This is a genomic window from Candidatus Kryptoniota bacterium (assembly GCA_036567965.1).
GTDB lineage: Bacteria > Bacteroidota > Ignavibacteria > Kryptoniales > JAKASW01 > JAKASW01.
Genome location: DATCTN010000025.1, coordinates 24,636 through 43,612 on the forward strand (window position 1 = coordinate 24,636; position 18,977 = coordinate 43,612).

The window sequence follows — 18,977 nt, forward strand, 5'->3', positions numbered from 1 at the left end:
CTTTACCTCCTGCTGCAGAATCGAGAATGATCATTATACTTCATGTACGTCTTCAAGTTAATCTCATCCTGTCATTTCACCATGAGCATCTTTCTGATGCTCCTAGAGTTATCGGTGACGATTCGATAGAAGTAGACACCACTCGGTAAATTGCCGGCGTCAAATACGACGGAGTGATAACCGGCATTCTGTCTTCCATCAACGAGCGCCCCGATCTCTCTCCCGAGCACATCGTAAACCTTCAGTGTCACATAGCTGTTAGCTGACAGCCGATAGCCGATGACTGTTGTCGGATTGAAGGGGTTTGGATAATTCTGGTAAAGCTCGAATGATGCCGGCTGTACGGATGGACCATCATGTATTCCCGTTACTCTTCCGTTCTGTTGTACGTCGTCGATATACAATGTCCCGCCGGCGAGCAGCGCCGAGGGAAGGCGTCTGACTGCAAGGCCTCTCAACAAGGCGGTCGAGGCATCGGCGTTATCCCGCCACATGCCGATGTATTTCCATCCGTACCAGTCGATCGTGTCGACGGCGACGAGTTTCCGGGTGGAAGAGCCGAAAATGTAATCGAGTTCGTTGCGGCTGTTATCTCCGAAAATCCACATCCCGACCGAGTATGAGCCGCTGATATCGAACCCCTGCAAATTTTCTACTGCACATTCGGCATGCAAAGAATCAAACCGGTACGTTAATAAGCCGGAGGAGCCGCCGTCATAATATCTAAATGAAAGTGCGAACGAACTTGCGCTTGTGTCGATCCCGAAGGTCAGAGAGCTTGAAGTCGGCTGCAGCCACTGCCCTGTTGATGATTCAAGGCCGTCCATTACCGAACCGCCCGAAGGTCCGGAAGTGTCTGCGATGAATGTGATCGCATAAGTACTCTTGCTCAGGTTCCCGTAGTAATCAGCGATTCCGGGCGAAAGAGACGCGGTATACTTCATACCGGGTGTAAGACTTGAAGCACAACGCAGTGCCATAAGAGAAAGGTTATTTGCGGTTATCTGGAAAAAGTCTTTCGTGAATGACACTTTATTTCCGTTCGAGTCTACCAACGCGATGCGCGCGGGGAGGGAGTTATATTGGACAGGTTCGTTCAGGATGAACTCGAAGAACGATTTCAGCGCTGAGATGCCGCCACTTTGCGGAGATGCGACAAGCAGGGTTGGGCCAGTGGTATCAATCGGAACGGTTGTGAACTGCGCGACGTAAGGCGCCGCGATGTGTCGTCCGTTCGATCCTTTCGCCGACGTATCAACTGTGATGGTATATGTCGTGGACCATCTCAAAAGTGAATCGGGATGTGTAAATGTCAGCTGCGTCCCATTTAAGCTGAGTGAGGATTGACCGTCCACGGAAGGCGTGATGCTGAATGCAGATAAGGTCGTTGCAGGATCCATAGGATTACTGAATGTTACGTTAAGATTCGCGAAAGCGGGGACAGCAGTGTCGCCTTCGGTTGGAGTCGAAGATACCACAGATGGTTTCGTGGTATCGTAAGATCGGATGAGATCGAAGTAGTGGTGCCAGTTCCAATATTGGCCGGGATCGGTATGATCATTACAGGTCGCATAACTCGAGCCCACGTATTGGGTGTACTGGGAGAACGGTATCAGGTTGAACCACGAATAAGTCCATGCGTCATGTCCGAATATATGAAGTGAGTCTTCGGCAATGGCGTACTTGGCGCAAAGGTATTGAGTAAGATGAGCGGATGACTCGTACATTACTTCCGTAAAATAAGACGGGTTGCTCACATAACCTTCATGTTCAATACTAATCGTGATCGGGTTCCAGCATCGGACTCCCCACGCCTCATCGCTTTCGTGTACAAGCTGCTCGATGTAGCCGTCCGAGCTTCTGATAATATAATGTGAACTTGCCTGTGCTGCCGGATTAAGCAGCCACGAAACGCTCGCGTCGAACGATCCTTCGGTATCATGGATTATCACGAACACAATCGGCGCACCCGCCCTCGAGCCGTAATTCTGACTCGGATTCCAGTAAGCACCAGGATAGTCTGCACCTCCGCTTTTGATCGACTCCGGTTGTTCGGCCCTCGTAGACTTTTGATTCATCCACATGCCCTTCGCTTTAACTGAAGCCGGGAAATTCGTCAGGTCAACTTTTTGAGGAGGTATATAGATCCCGCTTTCGTTCACACCCTTCTGCAGATATTGCAAAGTATGGTAAGCAAATTCTGCCGCGATATCCTCTTGCGGAATCCCACTGAAGCGGGCGATGACTGACGACCATGATGAAAGATCCTCTCCGACAGTTTTCGTGGTTTCGTTTGCCTCATCACGGTATTCCGCAAGAAGTGCGGCGGCACCCCTGACATTCTCGTAAGCACTACTCTTAAGCGTGTCAGGAGAAAGTGCGACGAGCCTGGCGGCGCTGTCGAGCGAATGACCGAACCAATTGTCGTCGCGGAGCCCCATCACGCCGAATGAAGGCGGCTGCGCCTCTGAAGGACGATTCGCAAGCTCCTGCGGAGTGTAAGAAATCTGCGTCCACCTTGTTTGGATGTAGGCCATCCCCTCCAGAATGGGTTGCGGGACATTGAATTCACCCGACGCAGATTGAAAGTATTTTTCGAGTTCCTCGGTTTTTTGTCCAAAGACATCCAACGAAAATAAAAGCACTACAGGAATAAACATCCATCTCATCTCAATGTCACCTCTTCGACAGAAAGATCGTAATCAGATTTATTAAAGTATATGTTTCCTGTCTTTGACTCCAGTTCACCCCTCTGAAAATCGACATTATCGGATCTGAAGAATTTTTTAACGGGAGAAAGAGACTGGTTATTGTCAGAATTTGCGGACATTCGATATTGATCGAGGCCGCCGAAATAAAAATCGCGGATCGTTTCTCTTTCCTTTTCTGTCAGGTCGTTCATGTATCGCGTCGCTGCGATTCCCATATACGGATCCACCGGCACCCACCCGTATGGAGGGAGATAGATCTCGGTCCAGTCATGGATGTCCTTCGCGTTCGGAAAAGTAAACCATCCCGACTGCCAGCGAGCGGGGATGCCGTTGTACCTGCACAGGGTGATGAACAGCATCGCCTCCTGGCCGCAGTCGCCATACTCTTTTGTAAGACAATAATCGCTTATGTTGCTGATGGTAGAATATTCTCTCGCAAAACTGTATTTGATATTTCCGGAAACCCAATCATAGATTTTTCTTGCCTTCATGAGGGGATTTGTTTCATTGCCGATAATTTCCGTCGAGAGTCTCTTTATTTTGTCAGTAAAAATTATATTCGGACTTTTGCTCGTGAATTTCTTAAACACACTATCGGTTGTGTCGTATGGAAGAATCTTATTCCTGTCGAGATTAAAGTGGACGCCGAGTGTTCTATATTTGTAACTAATTTTGAAATCCGATCCGCCGGTGGAGTCAGCCGGTTGTTCCATGTAAAGTGAACGTATGGTGCTCCCGGGCGACGAAATGTTGAGCGGTCTGGACGAACATGAGGCCAGTCTATAGTTCACCTGGAAAGGAAATTCCCGGGGAATCGGCAGCCAGGCTCTGATGATTTCACCGGGGACCGCTGCTCCAGAATCAGCAGTCAGGTTCATGGTGACGTTGAAGTCCTTAGGGAGAACATACGGTGTGCCCAAACTGTCCGCGGCCTTTTCAATTGAAATGCAGTCACGCAGTAGCGCCGTGTGGAAAGCACGCTGGTCCGGGAGCGGGAGCCTGCGATCGGCAATTTCAGGATTCCGGAAAAACAGGTTGCTTCTGCTCGTTCCCACGAATCGAAGTGTGTCGTTAATGATCCTCGCGTCGAACTTTCCATCCCGGATCCAGCCGTCAAATTCCGGTCTCGTGATGTCCCTGACCGTCCGTTCAAGTTGGGAGTACAGCTCATCTGCCGTGAGCGAATAATCGATCCGAATCCGTCTCATTCTTTCAATTTCATAGAGAATCTTCTCGCTGTCGGCGGGAGAGACCGAAGTTTCGCCTATCAAGCCCGACAACATCGACGTCGCTTCCGCGAATTTTCCTTCGTCTTCCAGGCGCAGAGCATCATTGTACGTTTTTGTCTGCGAAATACAAACACGAAACGGAGTCAACGACACAAATGCCGCTACGAAAAATACGAACCGAAAGTATCTGATCATGTTGTTCCTGTGTTTAGTCCGGAGACAAGTTTATTTCATCAGGACAAGTTTTTTAGTTTGGACAACCTGTCCTGCGGTCAATGTGCAGAAATACACTCCGCTCGCGAAACGCGATGCGTCGAATGTTACAGAGTGAAGTCCGCTTGCCTGCTCGCCATCGACAAGCGTAACGACTTCTCTTCCAAGCACATCATAAATATTAAGTCTGACCTTAGAAAAAGATGAAAGCCGATAGCTGATCACCGTAGTTGGATTAAACGGATTTGGATAATTCTGTTCCAGTTCGGTGGTGACGGGAATCCCTGAGCCGTTGTCTCGTGCAAGCGCCGGTGAAAGATATGTCCACTTCATCGCATCGAAAACCAGCATCTGTCCTACGCTGTCGCTTCCGTCGCCCAGTTCGACGTAGCCGCTGTCGCCCTTCTCGAATGCGAAAGTGCCGATGGTCGCCCACGAGCTGCTGACTTTGCCCTGATCAATTACGACAGTCGACGAGTCGCCGCGATAATGAACCTTATAGCGAGCTGCCGTTGAAGTGCTGAATAAAATGTATGCGGACACCTGGTAGTTCCCCGCCTGAGGCAGAGTCGGCCGCCAGACTGCGGTGCACGTGTCCGAGGCACGAGTGTTCGTATACCATTCGTGGCCATCGAACCCCGCACTCTTATCGAACCACATTGACATCGATGCCGGTTTTGAGTTGTTGAGAGTGAATCCGTCGTTGAACTGGAGATCGTCCACGATCGAATCACTCCTGTCGATGGGAGAATAGCGGACGGATACGCCCCAATACGCGTTGTTCAAATTCTGATTCCCGTTGTTGTAGCCGGGCCAGTCGTACGCTACATCCTTGCCGTTAGGGGTGGGATATGATCCGGAGTTCTTATTCCCGTACGGATCGTTGACTACCAGTGTGCCCGGTTTGATCCCGATGCCGTTGATCACGATTATGTGTCCTGCCGTCGTCAACCCGTTGCACAGCGTATATGGATGGCCGGAGTTTATTTCACTAATGACAGTGTCGAGCGAGGGCGCATCGAGCTCAGAAGCATTGAGGCCATGATATTTGTAATAGCTTGCCATCATATGGTACGGGTCGCTCGAGTTCCACATGTACCCATATCCGCCGCCTGAAAAATAAACGCCGTGGAAATGGTAAGATTCCAAAACATAATTCCCGTAAGGGCTCACGTGCCTCGTCGGGACGGCGAGCTGACAATTCCACACGGGTAGCAAGCCGTAATAGGCGATTACCATGATTGCCGATGTCGGCCCGCACGCGCTGCTGCCGAGGTTACCGAATCCGTACGGCGTGTCCCAGACCTGATTCGTGTATGGCACTTCGAAAAATGCCGAATCCGAAGAGACCGACCGAGGAAGATTCAATCCGGATCCTTCTGTGGTCTTCTGCGACAGATCTCCCACAGAAATATTTTGGGACTTGATCTCGATTGAACTATTAATCTTCAAAGTCCTGTCATATGAGGCAGAGTAAAGTGAATCGTTATTATACGCGGCGAAGAGGATTTTGCCACCCGTTCCGATGCTCGGTTCCGCTTCAAGAACTGTTTCCGTTTCTGTGAGCCTGCCGATCTGCTTACCGTCGTATGAAATAAGGTAGAGATCGGAATTTAGAAGAGAGTCACCTTTGATCGTCTTCCTGACAACGATGAGTGATTTGCCATCCTCCGTCCATGCGGGATCCGAGCCATTCCCGAGAGCATAGGTCTCGACGGTGCTATCGTCATACACGAAGATCTTACCGTCCAGGCTTGAATAGCACAATCGTTTACCGGAAGGAGACCATATCGGCATCACGCAACCTTTACTTGAAATCTTTCGGCCCGTACCCGATGCGACGTCAGTGGTGAATACAGTACCGTTGCCGTCGGGATACGCGATGGTCCCGCCGTCAGAAGAAATCGCTACAATGTTCGTATAAAACCCGATCGGAATTTTCTTCGTCGACGATCCATACCGGATGATTGCCTCATCGTCTATTGAGTAAGCGATAATTCCGTTCGTGGAAAAAGCGACCTGTCCGGCAAGTGGGGCAGGAGGATGGAGAAGTGTGACCTTCTTTGTCGCGATGTCCAGCAATGCGGGAGCTTGCGTTCCGTCGGGAAAGATTTCTTTGAACCCGATTTTCGAACCGTCAGGTGAAACAGTAAAGTACATCCCGCAACCGGGACCGGAAAACAACTCTTCCGTATTCTCCACACCTTTGCCTGAGGTCCGCGCAAGACATAAAACAGTTGCAGTCTCATTCGTGAAAACTATTCCGTGCGGAGTGTCGACCGCATGATGAGCATGCCACTCGGAACCGTCCGACCGTCCCGCACAAATCATAATCACGCCGCAAAGAACAACGACTATTCTTTGCGCCCTCAGTGAAGACCGCCGATTACCTGTAGAGTAGACTTTTTGCATCACTCAATTCAAATTCAATATCGTGACTTCTGTGATCAAAATTAATCAGAAACCGGCTCCTTTCCATTGCCGTACTTCGCAATCACACTCTTCAAGAAGTCGGAACGGCGAGCAATTACTTTAAGACGATCATCTTCATTGTCGCTGTGAACGATGCCGCACTGAGCCTGTAAAAATAGACTCCACTCGGCAGTCTCGTCGCATCAAAGGTTGCGGTGTGGATCCCGGCATTCTGTCTCTCATGAACTAATGCAGCGACTTCTCTTCCAAGCACATCATATATATTCAGTGTCACGTCGCTGACGACCGAAAGGCGATAACTGATAATAGTCAACGGATTAAATGGATTCGGATAATTCTGGAACAGCGCGAAAGATACAGGCTGCGGCACCTTTCCCTGTGCATCAGTTATTTTGCCGCCACTCTGTATATCGTCGACATACACAGTTCCTGCCGGGAGTAGAGCCGATTGTAGGTGCCTGATCGCAAATCCTCTGAACGTGCTCGTGGAGGTGTCCGACTTGTCCAGCCACATTCCGATATACTTCCAGCCGTACCACTCGATTGTGTCGATGCTGACATTCTTCTCCTGCGAAGATCCGAATATGAAATCGAGCTCGTTCCCGCTGTTGTCGCCGAAAACCCACATTCCAAATGAAGATGAACCGGATATGTCGGATCTCTGGGTGTTCTCCACTTCACAAATCGCGTTTGCATTCGTCGTATCGAATGTGTACTGCAAGCTTCCGCCGTAACTGCCGTCATATTTTTTGGAAGACTCGATTGTGAATGCCGTGGACAGAGTGTCTGTTCCGACCGTGCCATGACCGATCGCTGCGAGAGCCCAGGCGTTTGTCGTCGATTCAAATCCGTCGAGGACCGAACCGCCCGATGCCTCGCCGGTTTCGATTGTGAAAGTAGTCGAGTACGTATTCCTGGTGAGGTTGCCATAATAATCAGCCACTCCGGGTGAGACGGAGGCGGTGTATTTCATCCCCGGAGTGAGAGTCGAAGCTGATCGAAATGCAATAAGCGACAAATTGTTGCGGGTCAACTGGAACATGTCCCTGGCAAGCGAAATCTTTTTGCCGGTTGAATCGACGAATGAGAGATGTTGCACAAAAGAATTGTAGCTGACCGGTTTATTCAATATGAATTCGAAGTAAGTATGCGAGGAAGACAGGCCGTCATTCCCGGGAGAAATCGCGAGAAGGACTGCAGGGGATGTATCACGGGGCACGGTTGTAAATGTAAGCGTATACCTTGAAGATAAATGAGCACCGAGGAGCGATTCCGCAGAGGTATCAATGGCAACGGTATATTCAGTCGACCACTGGAGGAGGGTGTCGGGAACAAAGATCCAGCGGTTGAAGTCCGGATTGAAAGTCAGAGTCCCGCTCACGGGAGGAGTTATACTGAATGCCCCGTTCACGCTCCCGGCGTCCATTGGTGTATTGAAGTTTATCATCACTGTGTCATACGCCGGAATGTTCGGACCTCCCGGTGGTGAGGCGCCTGCGACCTCCGGAACAACCGGCGGATTGCTCGCCCAACTGGACGCGTAATCTCTCCAGTTCATCGTATCCATTTCGGTATATTCCCACAAGCTCATTCCGACGTAGCCCGCATTCTGCGACAAGCTGCTGAATTGCGAAATATCACCGAACTGTTCGTTGTAACCGTCCCCCTCACCGTATTCGCAGCCGATCGGAACAATCGGTTTAATCGACGCAGGGTATCCGCCATTTATCCAGATTTGTTCCCACGATTCAAACTCATTTCGCATTGTGGTGAATTCCTGCGAAGGTGATTCAGGTCTTAACGCCCAATAAGCTTGTGGCATATTCACATCGCAGCTCTTCAGGAAAGTCGTCCAGGGGATTGGATGACTGCTCACTCTTGCGAACGAAGTCAGCGCCACGAAACTGTGGGGGTGAACTGCGCGTATGCTGTCTACGTAATTTGCAGCTACCGCATCCATGCCGGACGCTTCGAATTCCACTTCAGCATCTATGATGAAGCCGTCCATCCCGTTAACGTCGAGTATATCGTTGGAGACGTCAGCTTCGGTTGGTTCACTTCCGCTGTATTGAGGCGCGCCATAAACGTACTGCCAGCCGAAGAACTTAATTCCATTTCTATGGAAGCGGGCGATAACACTGTCCAATCCGTTGTAGCCGGTCACCCAGGTGTAAAACGAATGTCCGGGAGTATTCCACTCGCTATTGCTGTCGCCGAGTTTGACCGCAACCCAGGTTACTCCCGTCGCTTTCAGTCTCGAGATGATCGCGTCCAGATTCCCGCCCTCGGCATTCCAGATCTGCCATATCCACATCCCCTTAGCAGTAGTCGGTATCGTGGCAGCCGAAGGGGAACTCATGACTGTAATCACCGTGAGTAAAAGACAGAAGGTGCTTATGTATTTCATTTCAAACTCTCCCCGATTTCTTGAAGAGTCATTTCGAAACTGAAAACGAGCCGAGAATCCCGCTAAAACTTTTCACATACATAGATGTAGTGTCGCGCATTTCATTCACCAACTTATTCCTCAGTTGATCCCTGGTAATTTTGATGCCGTTAACGATTTCACCCGGCATACCGATTCTCGAATCGTGCTCAAGCGAAACGACATAGCATTGACCATCATCGTACGCATAGCAGTTGATAACGGTCTCCCATTCTCCGTGTCCCGCGTAAACAGCCCAATAGTCGCGGGCGAACTTCAAGCCATTAACGATCAGCGAGTCTCCGGCGACGCGGTTGGACATCATCCTGTCGCCGCTTTTGTTGTCGAAGTAATAACTGCCGCCGTAAGTCCCGGGAAGATAAACGAACGGCCGTTGCCCGACAAAAACGCGAACGTACGCCCGGTCGATATCACCTTTCGATGAAGACGGAAGTCTGATCGCACATTCGTTCCCGTTATGCTCATCCAGAGTCCCCTCGTACTGCAAACTGAAATGTCCCGCCGGACTCACATATTTATTGTGCTGTCGGTTGTCCAACTGATTATTCTGCGCTTCGATCCGACTTCCGGACAGAATCAGAAGTGCGCCGACGATCACGCCGTAACTCATTCCTCGTTTCATTTCAATTGCCTCATAGGTTGATCTTCCCGGATCAGATACTCCGGCACCATGTTCATTCGATATCCTGATCCCAATAAATCATTTAAGCAGGAGGAGTTTGATATAAGCTACGTTCTGACCGGCGACGAGCCTGCAGATATACACGCCGCTGGGAAGAAATCTTCCGTCGAATGTAGCGTTGTACGTACCGGGCTGAAGCTGGCGATTCATGAGTATTCCGACTGTTCTTCCGAGTATGTCGTAGACTGTGAGTGAAACACGCTCGCTCTGGGGAATCGCAAAAGAGATTGTCGTGGCCGGATTAAACGGATTGGGATAGTTCTGGTAAAGTACAAACTGCGTCGGCATTGTCCGGGCACCGGCGACCAGCGTCATGTTGGTTGTACGGAAATTGATTGAGCTGCTGAAATTGCTGAACCCGTAATTGTTTCCTGCGCTGACTCTCCATGCATATATAGTCACAGGTTTAAGCGAGTCCGTGTCAGTATAAACAGTATCTGCGATTGTTGTGTCGATTACAAGCGGCGGAACGAAGAGAGCTCCCTTCGTAAGCTGAAAGCGATAATTCTTTGCGCTGTCTGCTCTGTTCCAGGTAAACATGGGGACAAGAGAGACATCAACAGACGCCGGCGCCGGCGAAGCTAGCACAGGGACGAGGGGAAACGCCGTTGTAAAATCCCGAGAAGTCGAATATGCACCTGTCCCACCGGCATTCGCGGCGTTCACGTGCCAGTAGTATTTCTGAAGTCCTTTGAGTCCCGTGACCGCCATGCTCGTATCGCCTGGAACAGAACTGTTTACAGCGATACCGCTTGAGAAGGAGGGATCGGACGAGACCTGAACATTATAAGATGCCACAACCCCTGGAGAGTTCCAGATCAACCGGGTCGTGTCTCTCGCGTAGTTAAATCCGCCGGCCGGTTGAGCGAGGAGGGGAGCAGTTGGAGCATCGATCCGCAAAATTGAAGTGGGCGAGCTTTCATCGTTGTTTTCGTCGACAGCGGTAACGGAGTAGTAGATAGGTCCGGTTCCGGCGGGCAGAGGAGGATTCGCAGATGTTGCACCCGTCACAAGGATGATGTTGGACGAGTTGTCAAAATCGGAGGACGCCGCCCCGGAGTTGGGGAACTTGTAGAGTACATATCTTGCCGCCGTGTCTCCACCAGCAGTCTGAGAAGGAGTGTTCCAGTTTAAGAGTGCCGGCATTCCGGTAACTTGCGAGTAAGTCAAATTCGAGGGAGAGTTCGGAGGCGTGGTGTCTTTCCACGCCATTTGCGGCACCAGTGAAGGGAATCGGTAGTAGACCTTAGACAGCGAATCGATAATATCCCCGAGGTTGTCAGTAAGACTGCTGGAGCTGAAGAAAATGCTTCCTGCCACTTTTCCATTCGTTCTGTTTTGAGTAATCTGTCTCTCCATTTCGCCGGCGGTCCAATTCGGGATGCGGTAAGCACCCTGCCCGATGTAAAGCTGTCTTCCATTCGAAGCGGTTGAATCCGCCCACCACGGCATGAGCTTGGCGTAATCCTGTCCGCCACCATTCGGCCAGTAGAGTTGCGGTACAATATAATCGACGGTTTTCGAATCCAGCCACGCCATCGGATCAGAGTAGATTGTACTGTACTGGTCGAGTCCGGTGGTTCCGGTCGGCACGCCGTCCTTCCAGATACCGAACGGTGAAATCCCCCATTTAATTTGCGGATTAAATGTCTTCAAGCTGTCATGAATTTCTTTGACGAGCAGATTGATATTGTCACGCCGCCAGGAATTGATGTCGGTGAATCCGCGTTTGTATATCCTGAACGTTGCAGTATCCTGGTACGTTATCTGCGTGGGAGGATACGGATAAAAGTAATCGTCCATATGAATCCCGTCGACTCCGTACCTTCTGGCGACATCCATGAAAACGGATGTAATGTAATCTCTCACTTGAGGAAGTCCGGGGTTGAGATACTTCGTCGGTCCGGAGAGGAGGATCCAGTCGGGATGTTCTACCGTCACGTGATTGGGCGCGGGTGAATCATATGATTGAGTCGTATCACGGAGAGCCCTGTAGGGGTTGAACCACGCGTGCAATTCCATTCCACGTTTATGCGCCTCCTGTACGGCGAACTGGAGCGGATCATAAAACGGACTGGGAGCCATTCCCTGTTTTCCCGTGAGCCAGTATGACCACGGTTCGATATTCGACGCGTACATGGCATCGCATTCCGATCGTATTTGAAAAAACACCGCATTGATTCCCATGGACTTCAACTGGTCGAGGATGGATGTCAGTTCTACCTGCTGTTGGAAGGGCGGCAAGCCGGGTTGTGAAGGCCAGTCGATATCCGTTACGGTAGCGATCCACGCGGCGCGCATTTCCCGTTTCGGCAGTGACGCAAGCTGCGCGCACGAAACGCTCACGAGTGCTGATTGAACAAATACCAGAAGGAGTAAAAAGTATCTCATCTCTTGCTCTCCGTGCTGATGTCATCAACTAATTTCTCGAGTGAACCCGGAGAATATCTTTGAAGCTAAGATAGGAACTCTCTCATGGTTAACATCCTTTCAATTAGAATGCGGCGACCTTAGGTTGAGATTGCGTTAGGCAGGATCTTTATTGTTACTGTAGAACTTCAAAAGACCTGTAAACACTACTCGATCTTCTGTCCCACACTATTACGTACAACATGCCTGCCCCCCATAGTCCCCTTCGTCAGGCAGACATAAATCAAACACTCAGCCCCGGAACTCCCCTTCTCGAAAAAATTCGAGAAGGGGATTGGGGAAACACGAAGAGAATCTTACTTCATCAGGATCATTTTCTTCGTGATCTTGAAGCCGTCCGACGTCACAAGCGAATAGATGTAGACTCCGGATGCAAGATTGCTGGCATTGAACGTCGCGGAATGTTCTCCGGCCGTAAGTCTGCCATTAACGAGTGTTGTCACTTCTCTTCCGAGAATATCATACACTTTCAAAGTCACTTTCGTGTTCGACTTGAGAGTGAAATCGATCTTTGTCGAGGGGTTGAACGGGTTTGGATAGTTCTGCGACAGAGAATACGAGGAAGGACCATGAGGCGGCTCGTTCACCGCGGTTGCCGGCCCAGTGAACATCTCAACCGCTCCGGGTCCGCTAACGTTGAAAGCCGCAACGTAAGCGGTGTCGCCAGTTACGCTAAACGCGATACCTCTCGGCCTCGGATCGTTCTTAATGCTGTCACCGGAAAGACCGGTGGCTCCATACCAAAGAAGGCTGTCCTTCAACACGGGGTGGGATGGATTGGTCATGTCGAACCCGTACCAGGCGTATCCACTGTAGGGCGCACCAGGCATTCCGCTGGTGACGTTGCCCGAGCTTACCCACAACCGTCCGGTTCCAGGCTGCCATGCTGAACTCTCAACAACCAGACTGTCGAATACGGTGTCGGCGAGAGCATACGGTCCGAGGGAACCACTGCCTGAATGGTAATGGAATGTTCCCTGCGCAATGTGGTGAACAAAGACATCGTTCCCGTCCGAAGTAACCGATACGTTCCGGCTATAAAAACCCCACATACTCGTGTCAACCGAAGTGATAACTGAAGAGAAGTCAGACGCAAGGGCTATCGGGCCGACAGTATACGTCGGTGACACTGAGGTTAGGAAGACATCTCCTGCTGCGTCCAGCATCGGAGTAGTTATCGAGCTTGCATAACCCGGGATTGGATTCTTGATTTTTGCTATTTCTGTCCCGTCATGATAATCTATCTCGTAGAGCCAGTAACTGGTCCCAGCAAAGAATATATTCCCATCTGGACCGGTTGTCATCCCATATGTGTAGGAACCACTCATGGTAACGGCGCTGAGCGTATCCTTTATGGTTCCATCCTTACTCTGTAGAACCGACATGGGCGAGAAAGATGCCTGCGAACCGTCCGGGTTATAACAATAGATTCTCTCCACCGGAATTTTGGTCCCATCACTTCGCATTAGGCTGTCAGCATACCTGTACGATGCCATCCAGATTCTACCCATCGGATCAACGGTGATGCAATTGTTTATGCCGCTTCCGCTGATGGGAGTTGGGTTAAAGCTGTTGTCGGGAAATACCTTGGTGAATGTCCATTGTGCATCGGCTGAGCCGAAGCCCACCACCATTACCAAACCAAGTAGAAACACAAGTCTTCTTACCATTTTGTACCTCCTTAAGAAATCTGTTTGTTTAGACAAATATACCGGACAAGGTTTTGTCCGAAATCCTAAAACTCAATGTCTGGTCTGCACCACCTCCCATCAACGCCAAAACATTAATAAAACAGTTGAACAGTTGTTTACTGAAGTCCGTAATAAGGAGCACCTGGCTTCCGAACCAGGATTCTGATCATTTCGCCGGAAGCCGTTGTCGTGTAAAGATCGGTCCCGATCCAGGCAAAAGACTTGCATGGAGAATTAAGTGCCCCGCTCGCCGCATATAGCGAATAAGTTCGTTGAAACTGTCCATTTGGGTGAACGACTATCAGGTAATCCGATGAGTCCACCCCGGCGTACATATCACGATCGGCGGAGAAAGTAATGGCATAAATGGTCGAGCCACCCGATGGATCCGTCGAAAGATCGAAATACAGCTCGGGGGTACCTAGTGAACCCGTTGATACCGGGGCTCTGTAGACCTGACCCCTAACGTTTGTATCCCCACCTATGATAACATTCGTGGCTGCAAAGTAAAGATAACCGTCGAAGTAACGAATGCTGTGGACGTTTCCGTTGAAAGCAAAGGCAGCAACACCCGTGTCCGGATTTATTCGATATATGCTCTTGTTATTCCCTCCGGCCCACATGTTGTGGTCGGGATCGAAGTCCATCACGGAAAGATTCCCTACGTTCTTGGCCGCCCATAGCTGAGGGGCGGTTCCACCTCCAGGGCTAAACCTGTAGACCGCCTTGGCTCCCTTAGCCGCATACAGGTACCCGCTGGGACCAAATTTGAGGTCGGTCCAGGACAAGTTAAGGCTAAGCGGCAGGGCATAAGGGAACCTCATTCCATCCGACGTAAACCTGAATATGCCTTCATCTTTGGTACCGGGGAGTGTAGGATTGGAAATGGACACATACAGATTCGTATCACTTCCGGCAGATATGCCATTCGCCGTCTCGCCGATCAACAGCTTGCCGAATGGGGAGATTGCCGCGAGCAATTTGTAAGTCACAGTAGAGCTGAAATTCACTGCACCGAGCACGTAGACTCTGATGCGTATGCTATCACCGGAAAGCGCAGGTGCCTTCACGAGGAGTTTGTTCGCAGAGGCACTTATTATGGATGCACCGTTCATGAGAGTGGAATTGAAGTACACACCGTCACTGTCCCTGGCAGGCGAAAAATTCTTCCCGTAGATCGCAACCGTATCAAGACCTGCCAGCGCACTCCCTGCAGGAGAAAGACTGTCAACGACCGGCTGCGGTAAGCTTTTCCAGTTGGGATCATAAATACTTGGACTCTCTTGTGGCTTACAGCCGTTTAGATTCATCAGCAGGGAGGCAAGAGTGAGGAAAGCTGCTGACCCGGCAAAAATTTTAAAAACTTTTTTCATCTTATGTTCCTCGGCAAATTTAATTTAGACACGAAGAATCGTCTCGATGTTCTCGGTCTCAATAGGCGACTTCAAAAGAGAGTCTTTGTACATCTGCAAAACCGCCTGTAAAAGGAGTCCATGAATAATCTATACCAAGATTCACTCCCGCGATATCCTTATGCAATCCCACACCGCCGCTGACTCCATAAACATCATTATTAAACATATATCCTGCACGGAGCGATATCATCTGCAAGAAAGTATACTCGGCCCCGACATTGACCTGCTCAGGATAGTCTCTCGGGTGAGAGGCATCGACCGCCACAATCAGCGACTGCGTTTTACTGTCGATGTCCCAATTGTCCAGAACGTTCATGGAAATCCCGATCTTGAAGATAAGAGGCAGATCGAAGCTCTCCTGGACGTATTTGAGCTGGCGCGAAAAATTTCTCACGTCCATTCCGAAGGCAAGGCTCTTGTATCCGGTTTTGTAAATCATGCCGAAGTCGAAGGAGACAATGTTGAGTTTTGACCTCGAAGTGACATAACCTCCACTCGTGCTAATGCTCGTCACGCTCGAGCCGAGGTCCTGGTTCACATAGTTCACGTCGCCGCCTACAGCAAACTTATCGCTCAACGCTTTAGCATAACCGATCCCCACGGAATACGCTGTCGGTGAGAAGGTGCCAAGATCCGCGTATCCGTTAGCGTTGCTCGCAAGTACCGTCTCGTCCATTTGACCATAGTTGACAGATCTGAAATAAAGGCCGATGACGCCGTAATCGCCGTGGGACGGGCTGAACGCCGCACTGGCATAAAAATGTTTGATGTCCGCAATCCACTGTACCTGCCCAACGGAGAGAGACACCGCATTCTCAAGTCTTGCCATGCTGGCGGTGTTGAAAAACATTGCTGTCGAATTGCCGTCGAGCGATGTCGCAGTTTCTCCCATGCTTTCCATACGGGGATCAGTGGCGACGTTTAGGAAGTCCATTCCTGATTGCGCCAACTTCTGCTGCGCGGTAGCTATGGTTACCGAAAATTGGAGCAGCAACAAGACACAAAACGCGATTCCCGCTTTTGAAAGAAGGAGCTGGCATTTTCTCATTTCAGTTTCCATTTTCATGTGGGTCACCTAATGACTACGAATTTCTTTATTGCGGTCTGCCCTTGCGGCGTTTGAAAGACGACTATGTAAACACCGCTCACCACGATCTGATTGGAAGACGTCGTCAAGTTCCAGTATTCATCGCCGCTTCCGTTACTATGCTGGATCGACTTTATCAGCTGCCCCAGCTCAGTGTAAATCTTGATCGTACAGATCGGGGGTATGTTCAAGAAGCCGATCTGGTTCGGCTCGCCGGGATACAGCAGTTTGTTCTGGTCGGCGGAAATATTGTATGGATTCGGAACCACCCTGATGATATCGCTCAGACCGATGCGGGCTTGCTGGCTCTGATTGACTGAGAAGAAGAGAGTATCCGGTCCCTCTGTACCTGAAAGTACAAGTTGGCCAACGCTCGGTGGGGCGGCAGTCCCCGTACATCGGACTGACCCGGTGTAGTTGAACAGGTATTTATAAGTTGTATCTGGTTGCCCATTCACCGTATCTATTCTCGCTATCGTGCTGGTTTTTATAGAATCCAGGAACGTCAGACTCGCGGATTGGACAGTATAGATGCTGGCGCCGGAGGTATAAACCGCGTACGTAGGCAGACCGGTCATTATTTTGCTGTGCGTTGAGTCGATCGTGAAGACAACTTTCACCGGCTCAGGCACTCCGGGCCGCAACAATTTTGCAGGGTCAAATGTCTGGGTGTAGTACCGTCCACTTTCCAGCGCCACTCCGGCAGGTGTATCGGCCCCGCCGTTGTTGTCTGCGGGATCGCCCACAGAAGTGATGTAGTAGTAATAGTCGATGCCGCGAACCGGAGTTACGTCGTCATAACTCGTCGAGTTCGGCGAGCCCTGGTAAATCAGATAATAAGTGCTATCGACCAATCCTTGTGCGCGGTAGACGTTGAACTGCGTAATGGTTGCGCCGCCTACCGGAGGTGTCCATGAGAGAAGTATTTTGTCACCGCCCGATGTAACTGTGAAGTTCGACGGTGGCAGCGGCGCCTCAGGCAAGCTATATCCCGAATGATAATTCGCCATTGCTCTTTGGAATGTCTGGAAAAGCGAATCCCTGCCGGTGTAAACCGAATCGTCCTTCTGAGCCGGGGTAATCTGACCAAGCTTGAACTCGCGTCCGATCCTGATACATGCTTCGCGACTCAGGCCGGCTGCTGCTTCGACCATTACGATGTGGAAACTCTGTCCGGGAGCAAGATTATATGGGCCGTAACCGTTCCCGACAGACATTCCGCCGGTCGTACCTATTGATGGATCGCCGTAAACTCCCACTTTGTCAGCCATCCGCTGTCCGGACCAGCTCACAGCCCCATTGAGCCAGCCAACATCCTGACCTAGAGACATCATTTGGTAGTCGGTCTGCATTATCGAACCATTGAACTGGCTGATGCTGTTGCTTTGATTGAAAGCATCATCTGAACTGTAGTAAGCGGTTGTGCTCGGCTCACCTGGATCGTCCGTCGTGTCAGCGGCCGATTTATCTGCATGTATAGTCGCAACTCCGATGAATTGAGCCCCCCCCAATCTGCCAAGAGTGTCTCCTGCCGGCGGACCGGGTTGAGCGAAGGCGTTTAACCAGATAGGCCCTCCTATATTGTCGCTCGTCGGCGCGCCGTTTCCCAACCCAGGCATCCCTGGCACTGAGAAATCATAACTGCTACTCTTGTAGTTCCCCTGCCACGAGTAAATCGCCCTGATGTTGTCGTATTTATTTACCGGCTCATTTTTCAATACCTGCCCGCCAAAAAATGTTGTTGCTGGACTCGGGAAATCGCCCCGCACGTCGGCGTCATTATTTATTCCCCATCCCGAGGAGTTTGTTCCGACTATATACCGGGTATCCGCGCAAACCGCGTACCTGTATTCGTACAGAAGGCGTATGCTGTCTAGTGGCTGGTTAGAAGTGTTCGTGAATGTGTAGTCGTAGATCACGTAATTATCGTGGAACTGCTGGCTAAACCCGATCATCTTCCTCACCATGGTGAGACCGATATATGTTTGCACGCTGTCAAATATCAGGCGATCTTCCTTCAAGTTCGGATTCGTATTGTCTTCGTCGGGCGGAATATTGTATGAGGGATTTCCATCAACAAAAACTTGCGGTAGCGCAAATCTGTCTGTCGTTGTCAGCGCTTGAGGAACGAACTCGGACGCATCGCCATCAGGCCTGGGTCCAAAATGGACAACCTTATATGGCCAGAACGAGTGGTCTTTCGGATCGGTCCAGTTTCTAACCCCAATCCATATACCCTTAGCCGCCTCCATATCTTGGTTGGGATAAATCGCCGGCCAGCGATCGCCATCCTGCTGTACCAAAACTCTCTGTTCTTCATACTCGCTGCCTGCACTCGCATAAAAGCTCTGAAATGATCCTATGTCCATCCACTTTATTGCATATTGAGCGCGGGCAGATCCCCCCATGACAAGAAGCGTGAAGATAATGCTCCCAAGAAAAGTCCAAAGCCCCAACTCCTTCGGAAGGAGTCTATTCGGAGAACCCGACTTCGGTAATTCGAAGTATTCTTCCGTCTCAATGTTCAATTTCATTTCTTCCTCATAGTTCTTTTGCAGAGAAGCAACTGCGGCTCACCTCGAAGCATAAACGACACGCTTGTCTTCATCAAGAAGGTGAGTTGTGGCTTCATAGGATGAT

Annotated in this window: 10 protein-coding genes; all 10 read right to left on the reverse strand. The window is 50.4% G+C overall.

Annotation, left to right across the window (positions count from 1 at the left end):
* Positions 1-71: 71 nt before the first annotated feature.
* A complete protein-coding gene (locus tag VIS48_10285; GenBank protein HEY9166536.1) occupies positions 72-2,669 on the reverse strand; it encodes an Ig-like domain-containing protein in 2,598 nt (865 codons plus the stop codon).
* Complete coding sequence (locus VIS48_10290) at positions 2,666-4,135, reverse strand: transglutaminase-like domain-containing protein (protein HEY9166537.1); 1,470 nt, start codon at positions 4,133-4,135, stop codon at positions 2,666-2,668. Before VIS48_10290 ends, VIS48_10285 begins: the two co-directional genes overlap by 4 nt.
* Before the next feature lie 30 nt (positions 4,136-4,165).
* A complete protein-coding gene (locus VIS48_10295; GenBank protein HEY9166538.1) occupies positions 4,166-6,565 on the reverse strand; it encodes a T9SS type A sorting domain-containing protein in 2,400 nt (799 codons plus the stop codon).
* 115 nt (positions 6,566-6,680) lie between these two features.
* Positions 6,681-8,993: an Ig-like domain-containing protein gene (locus VIS48_10300; protein HEY9166539.1), complete on the reverse strand. Its 2,313-nt coding sequence runs from the start codon at positions 8,991-8,993 to the stop codon at positions 6,681-6,683.
* Positions 8,994-9,021: 28 nt separating this feature from the next.
* Complete coding sequence (locus VIS48_10305; GenBank protein ID HEY9166540.1) at positions 9,022-9,654, reverse strand: hypothetical protein; 633 nt, start codon at positions 9,652-9,654, stop codon at positions 9,022-9,024.
* 78 nt (positions 9,655-9,732) lie between these two features.
* Positions 9,733-12,105 carry a family 10 glycosylhydrolase gene (locus tag VIS48_10310; GenBank protein HEY9166541.1) on the reverse strand — a complete coding sequence of 791 codons (2,373 nt, stop codon included), beginning with the start codon at positions 12,103-12,105 and terminating at the stop codon, positions 9,733-9,735.
* Positions 12,106-12,440: 335 nt separating this feature from the next.
* Positions 12,441-13,814, reverse strand: a complete 1,374-nt coding sequence (locus VIS48_10315) for a T9SS type A sorting domain-containing protein (GenBank protein HEY9166542.1) — start codon at positions 13,812-13,814, stop codon at positions 12,441-12,443.
* Positions 13,815-13,951: 137 nt separating this feature from the next.
* Positions 13,952-15,208, reverse strand: coding sequence for an IPT/TIG domain-containing protein (locus VIS48_10320; GenBank protein HEY9166543.1), 1,257 nt, complete (start codon positions 15,206-15,208; stop codon positions 13,952-13,954).
* A gap of 58 nt (positions 15,209-15,266) precedes the next feature.
* Positions 15,267-16,316: a PorV/PorQ family protein gene (locus VIS48_10325; GenBank protein ID HEY9166544.1), complete on the reverse strand. Its 1,050-nt coding sequence runs from the start codon at positions 16,314-16,316 to the stop codon at positions 15,267-15,269.
* A gap of 5 nt (positions 16,317-16,321) precedes the next feature.
* Positions 16,322-18,871: a T9SS type A sorting domain-containing protein gene (locus VIS48_10330; protein HEY9166545.1), complete on the reverse strand. Its 2,550-nt coding sequence runs from the start codon at positions 18,869-18,871 to the stop codon at positions 16,322-16,324.
* Positions 18,872-18,977 lie beyond the last annotated feature (106 nt).

Excerpts from the sequence above, each read along its gene's own strand:
- VIS48_10285 (HEY9166536.1), bottom strand. The coding sequence starts at position 2,669 with ATGAGATGGATGTTTATTCCTGTAGTGCTTTTATTTTCGTTGGATGTC.
- VIS48_10290 (HEY9166537.1), bottom strand. The coding sequence starts at position 4,135 with ATGATCAGATACTTTCGGTTCGTATTTTTCGTAGCGGCATTTGTGTCG.
- VIS48_10295 (HEY9166538.1), bottom strand. The coding sequence starts at position 6,565 with ATGCAAAAAGTCTACTCTACAGGTAATCGGCGGTCTTCACTGAGGGCG.
- VIS48_10300 (HEY9166539.1), bottom strand. The coding sequence starts at position 8,993 with ATGAAATACATAAGCACCTTCTGTCTTTTACTCACGGTGATTACAGTC.
- VIS48_10305 (HEY9166540.1), bottom strand. The coding sequence starts at position 9,654 with ATGAAACGAGGAATGAGTTACGGCGTGATCGTCGGCGCACTTCTGATT.
- VIS48_10310 (HEY9166541.1), bottom strand. The coding sequence starts at position 12,105 with ATGAGATACTTTTTACTCCTTCTGGTATTTGTTCAATCAGCACTCGTG.
- VIS48_10315 (HEY9166542.1), bottom strand. The coding sequence starts at position 13,814 with ATGGTAAGAAGACTTGTGTTTCTACTTGGTTTGGTAATGGTGGTGGGC.
- VIS48_10320 (HEY9166543.1), bottom strand. The coding sequence starts at position 15,208 with ATGAAAAAAGTTTTTAAAATTTTTGCCGGGTCAGCAGCTTTCCTCACT.
- VIS48_10325 (HEY9166544.1), bottom strand. The coding sequence starts at position 16,316 with ATGAAAATGGAAACTGAAATGAGAAAATGCCAGCTCCTTCTTTCAAAA.
- VIS48_10330 (HEY9166545.1), bottom strand. The coding sequence starts at position 18,871 with ATGAAATTGAACATTGAGACGGAAGAATACTTCGAATTACCGAAGTCG.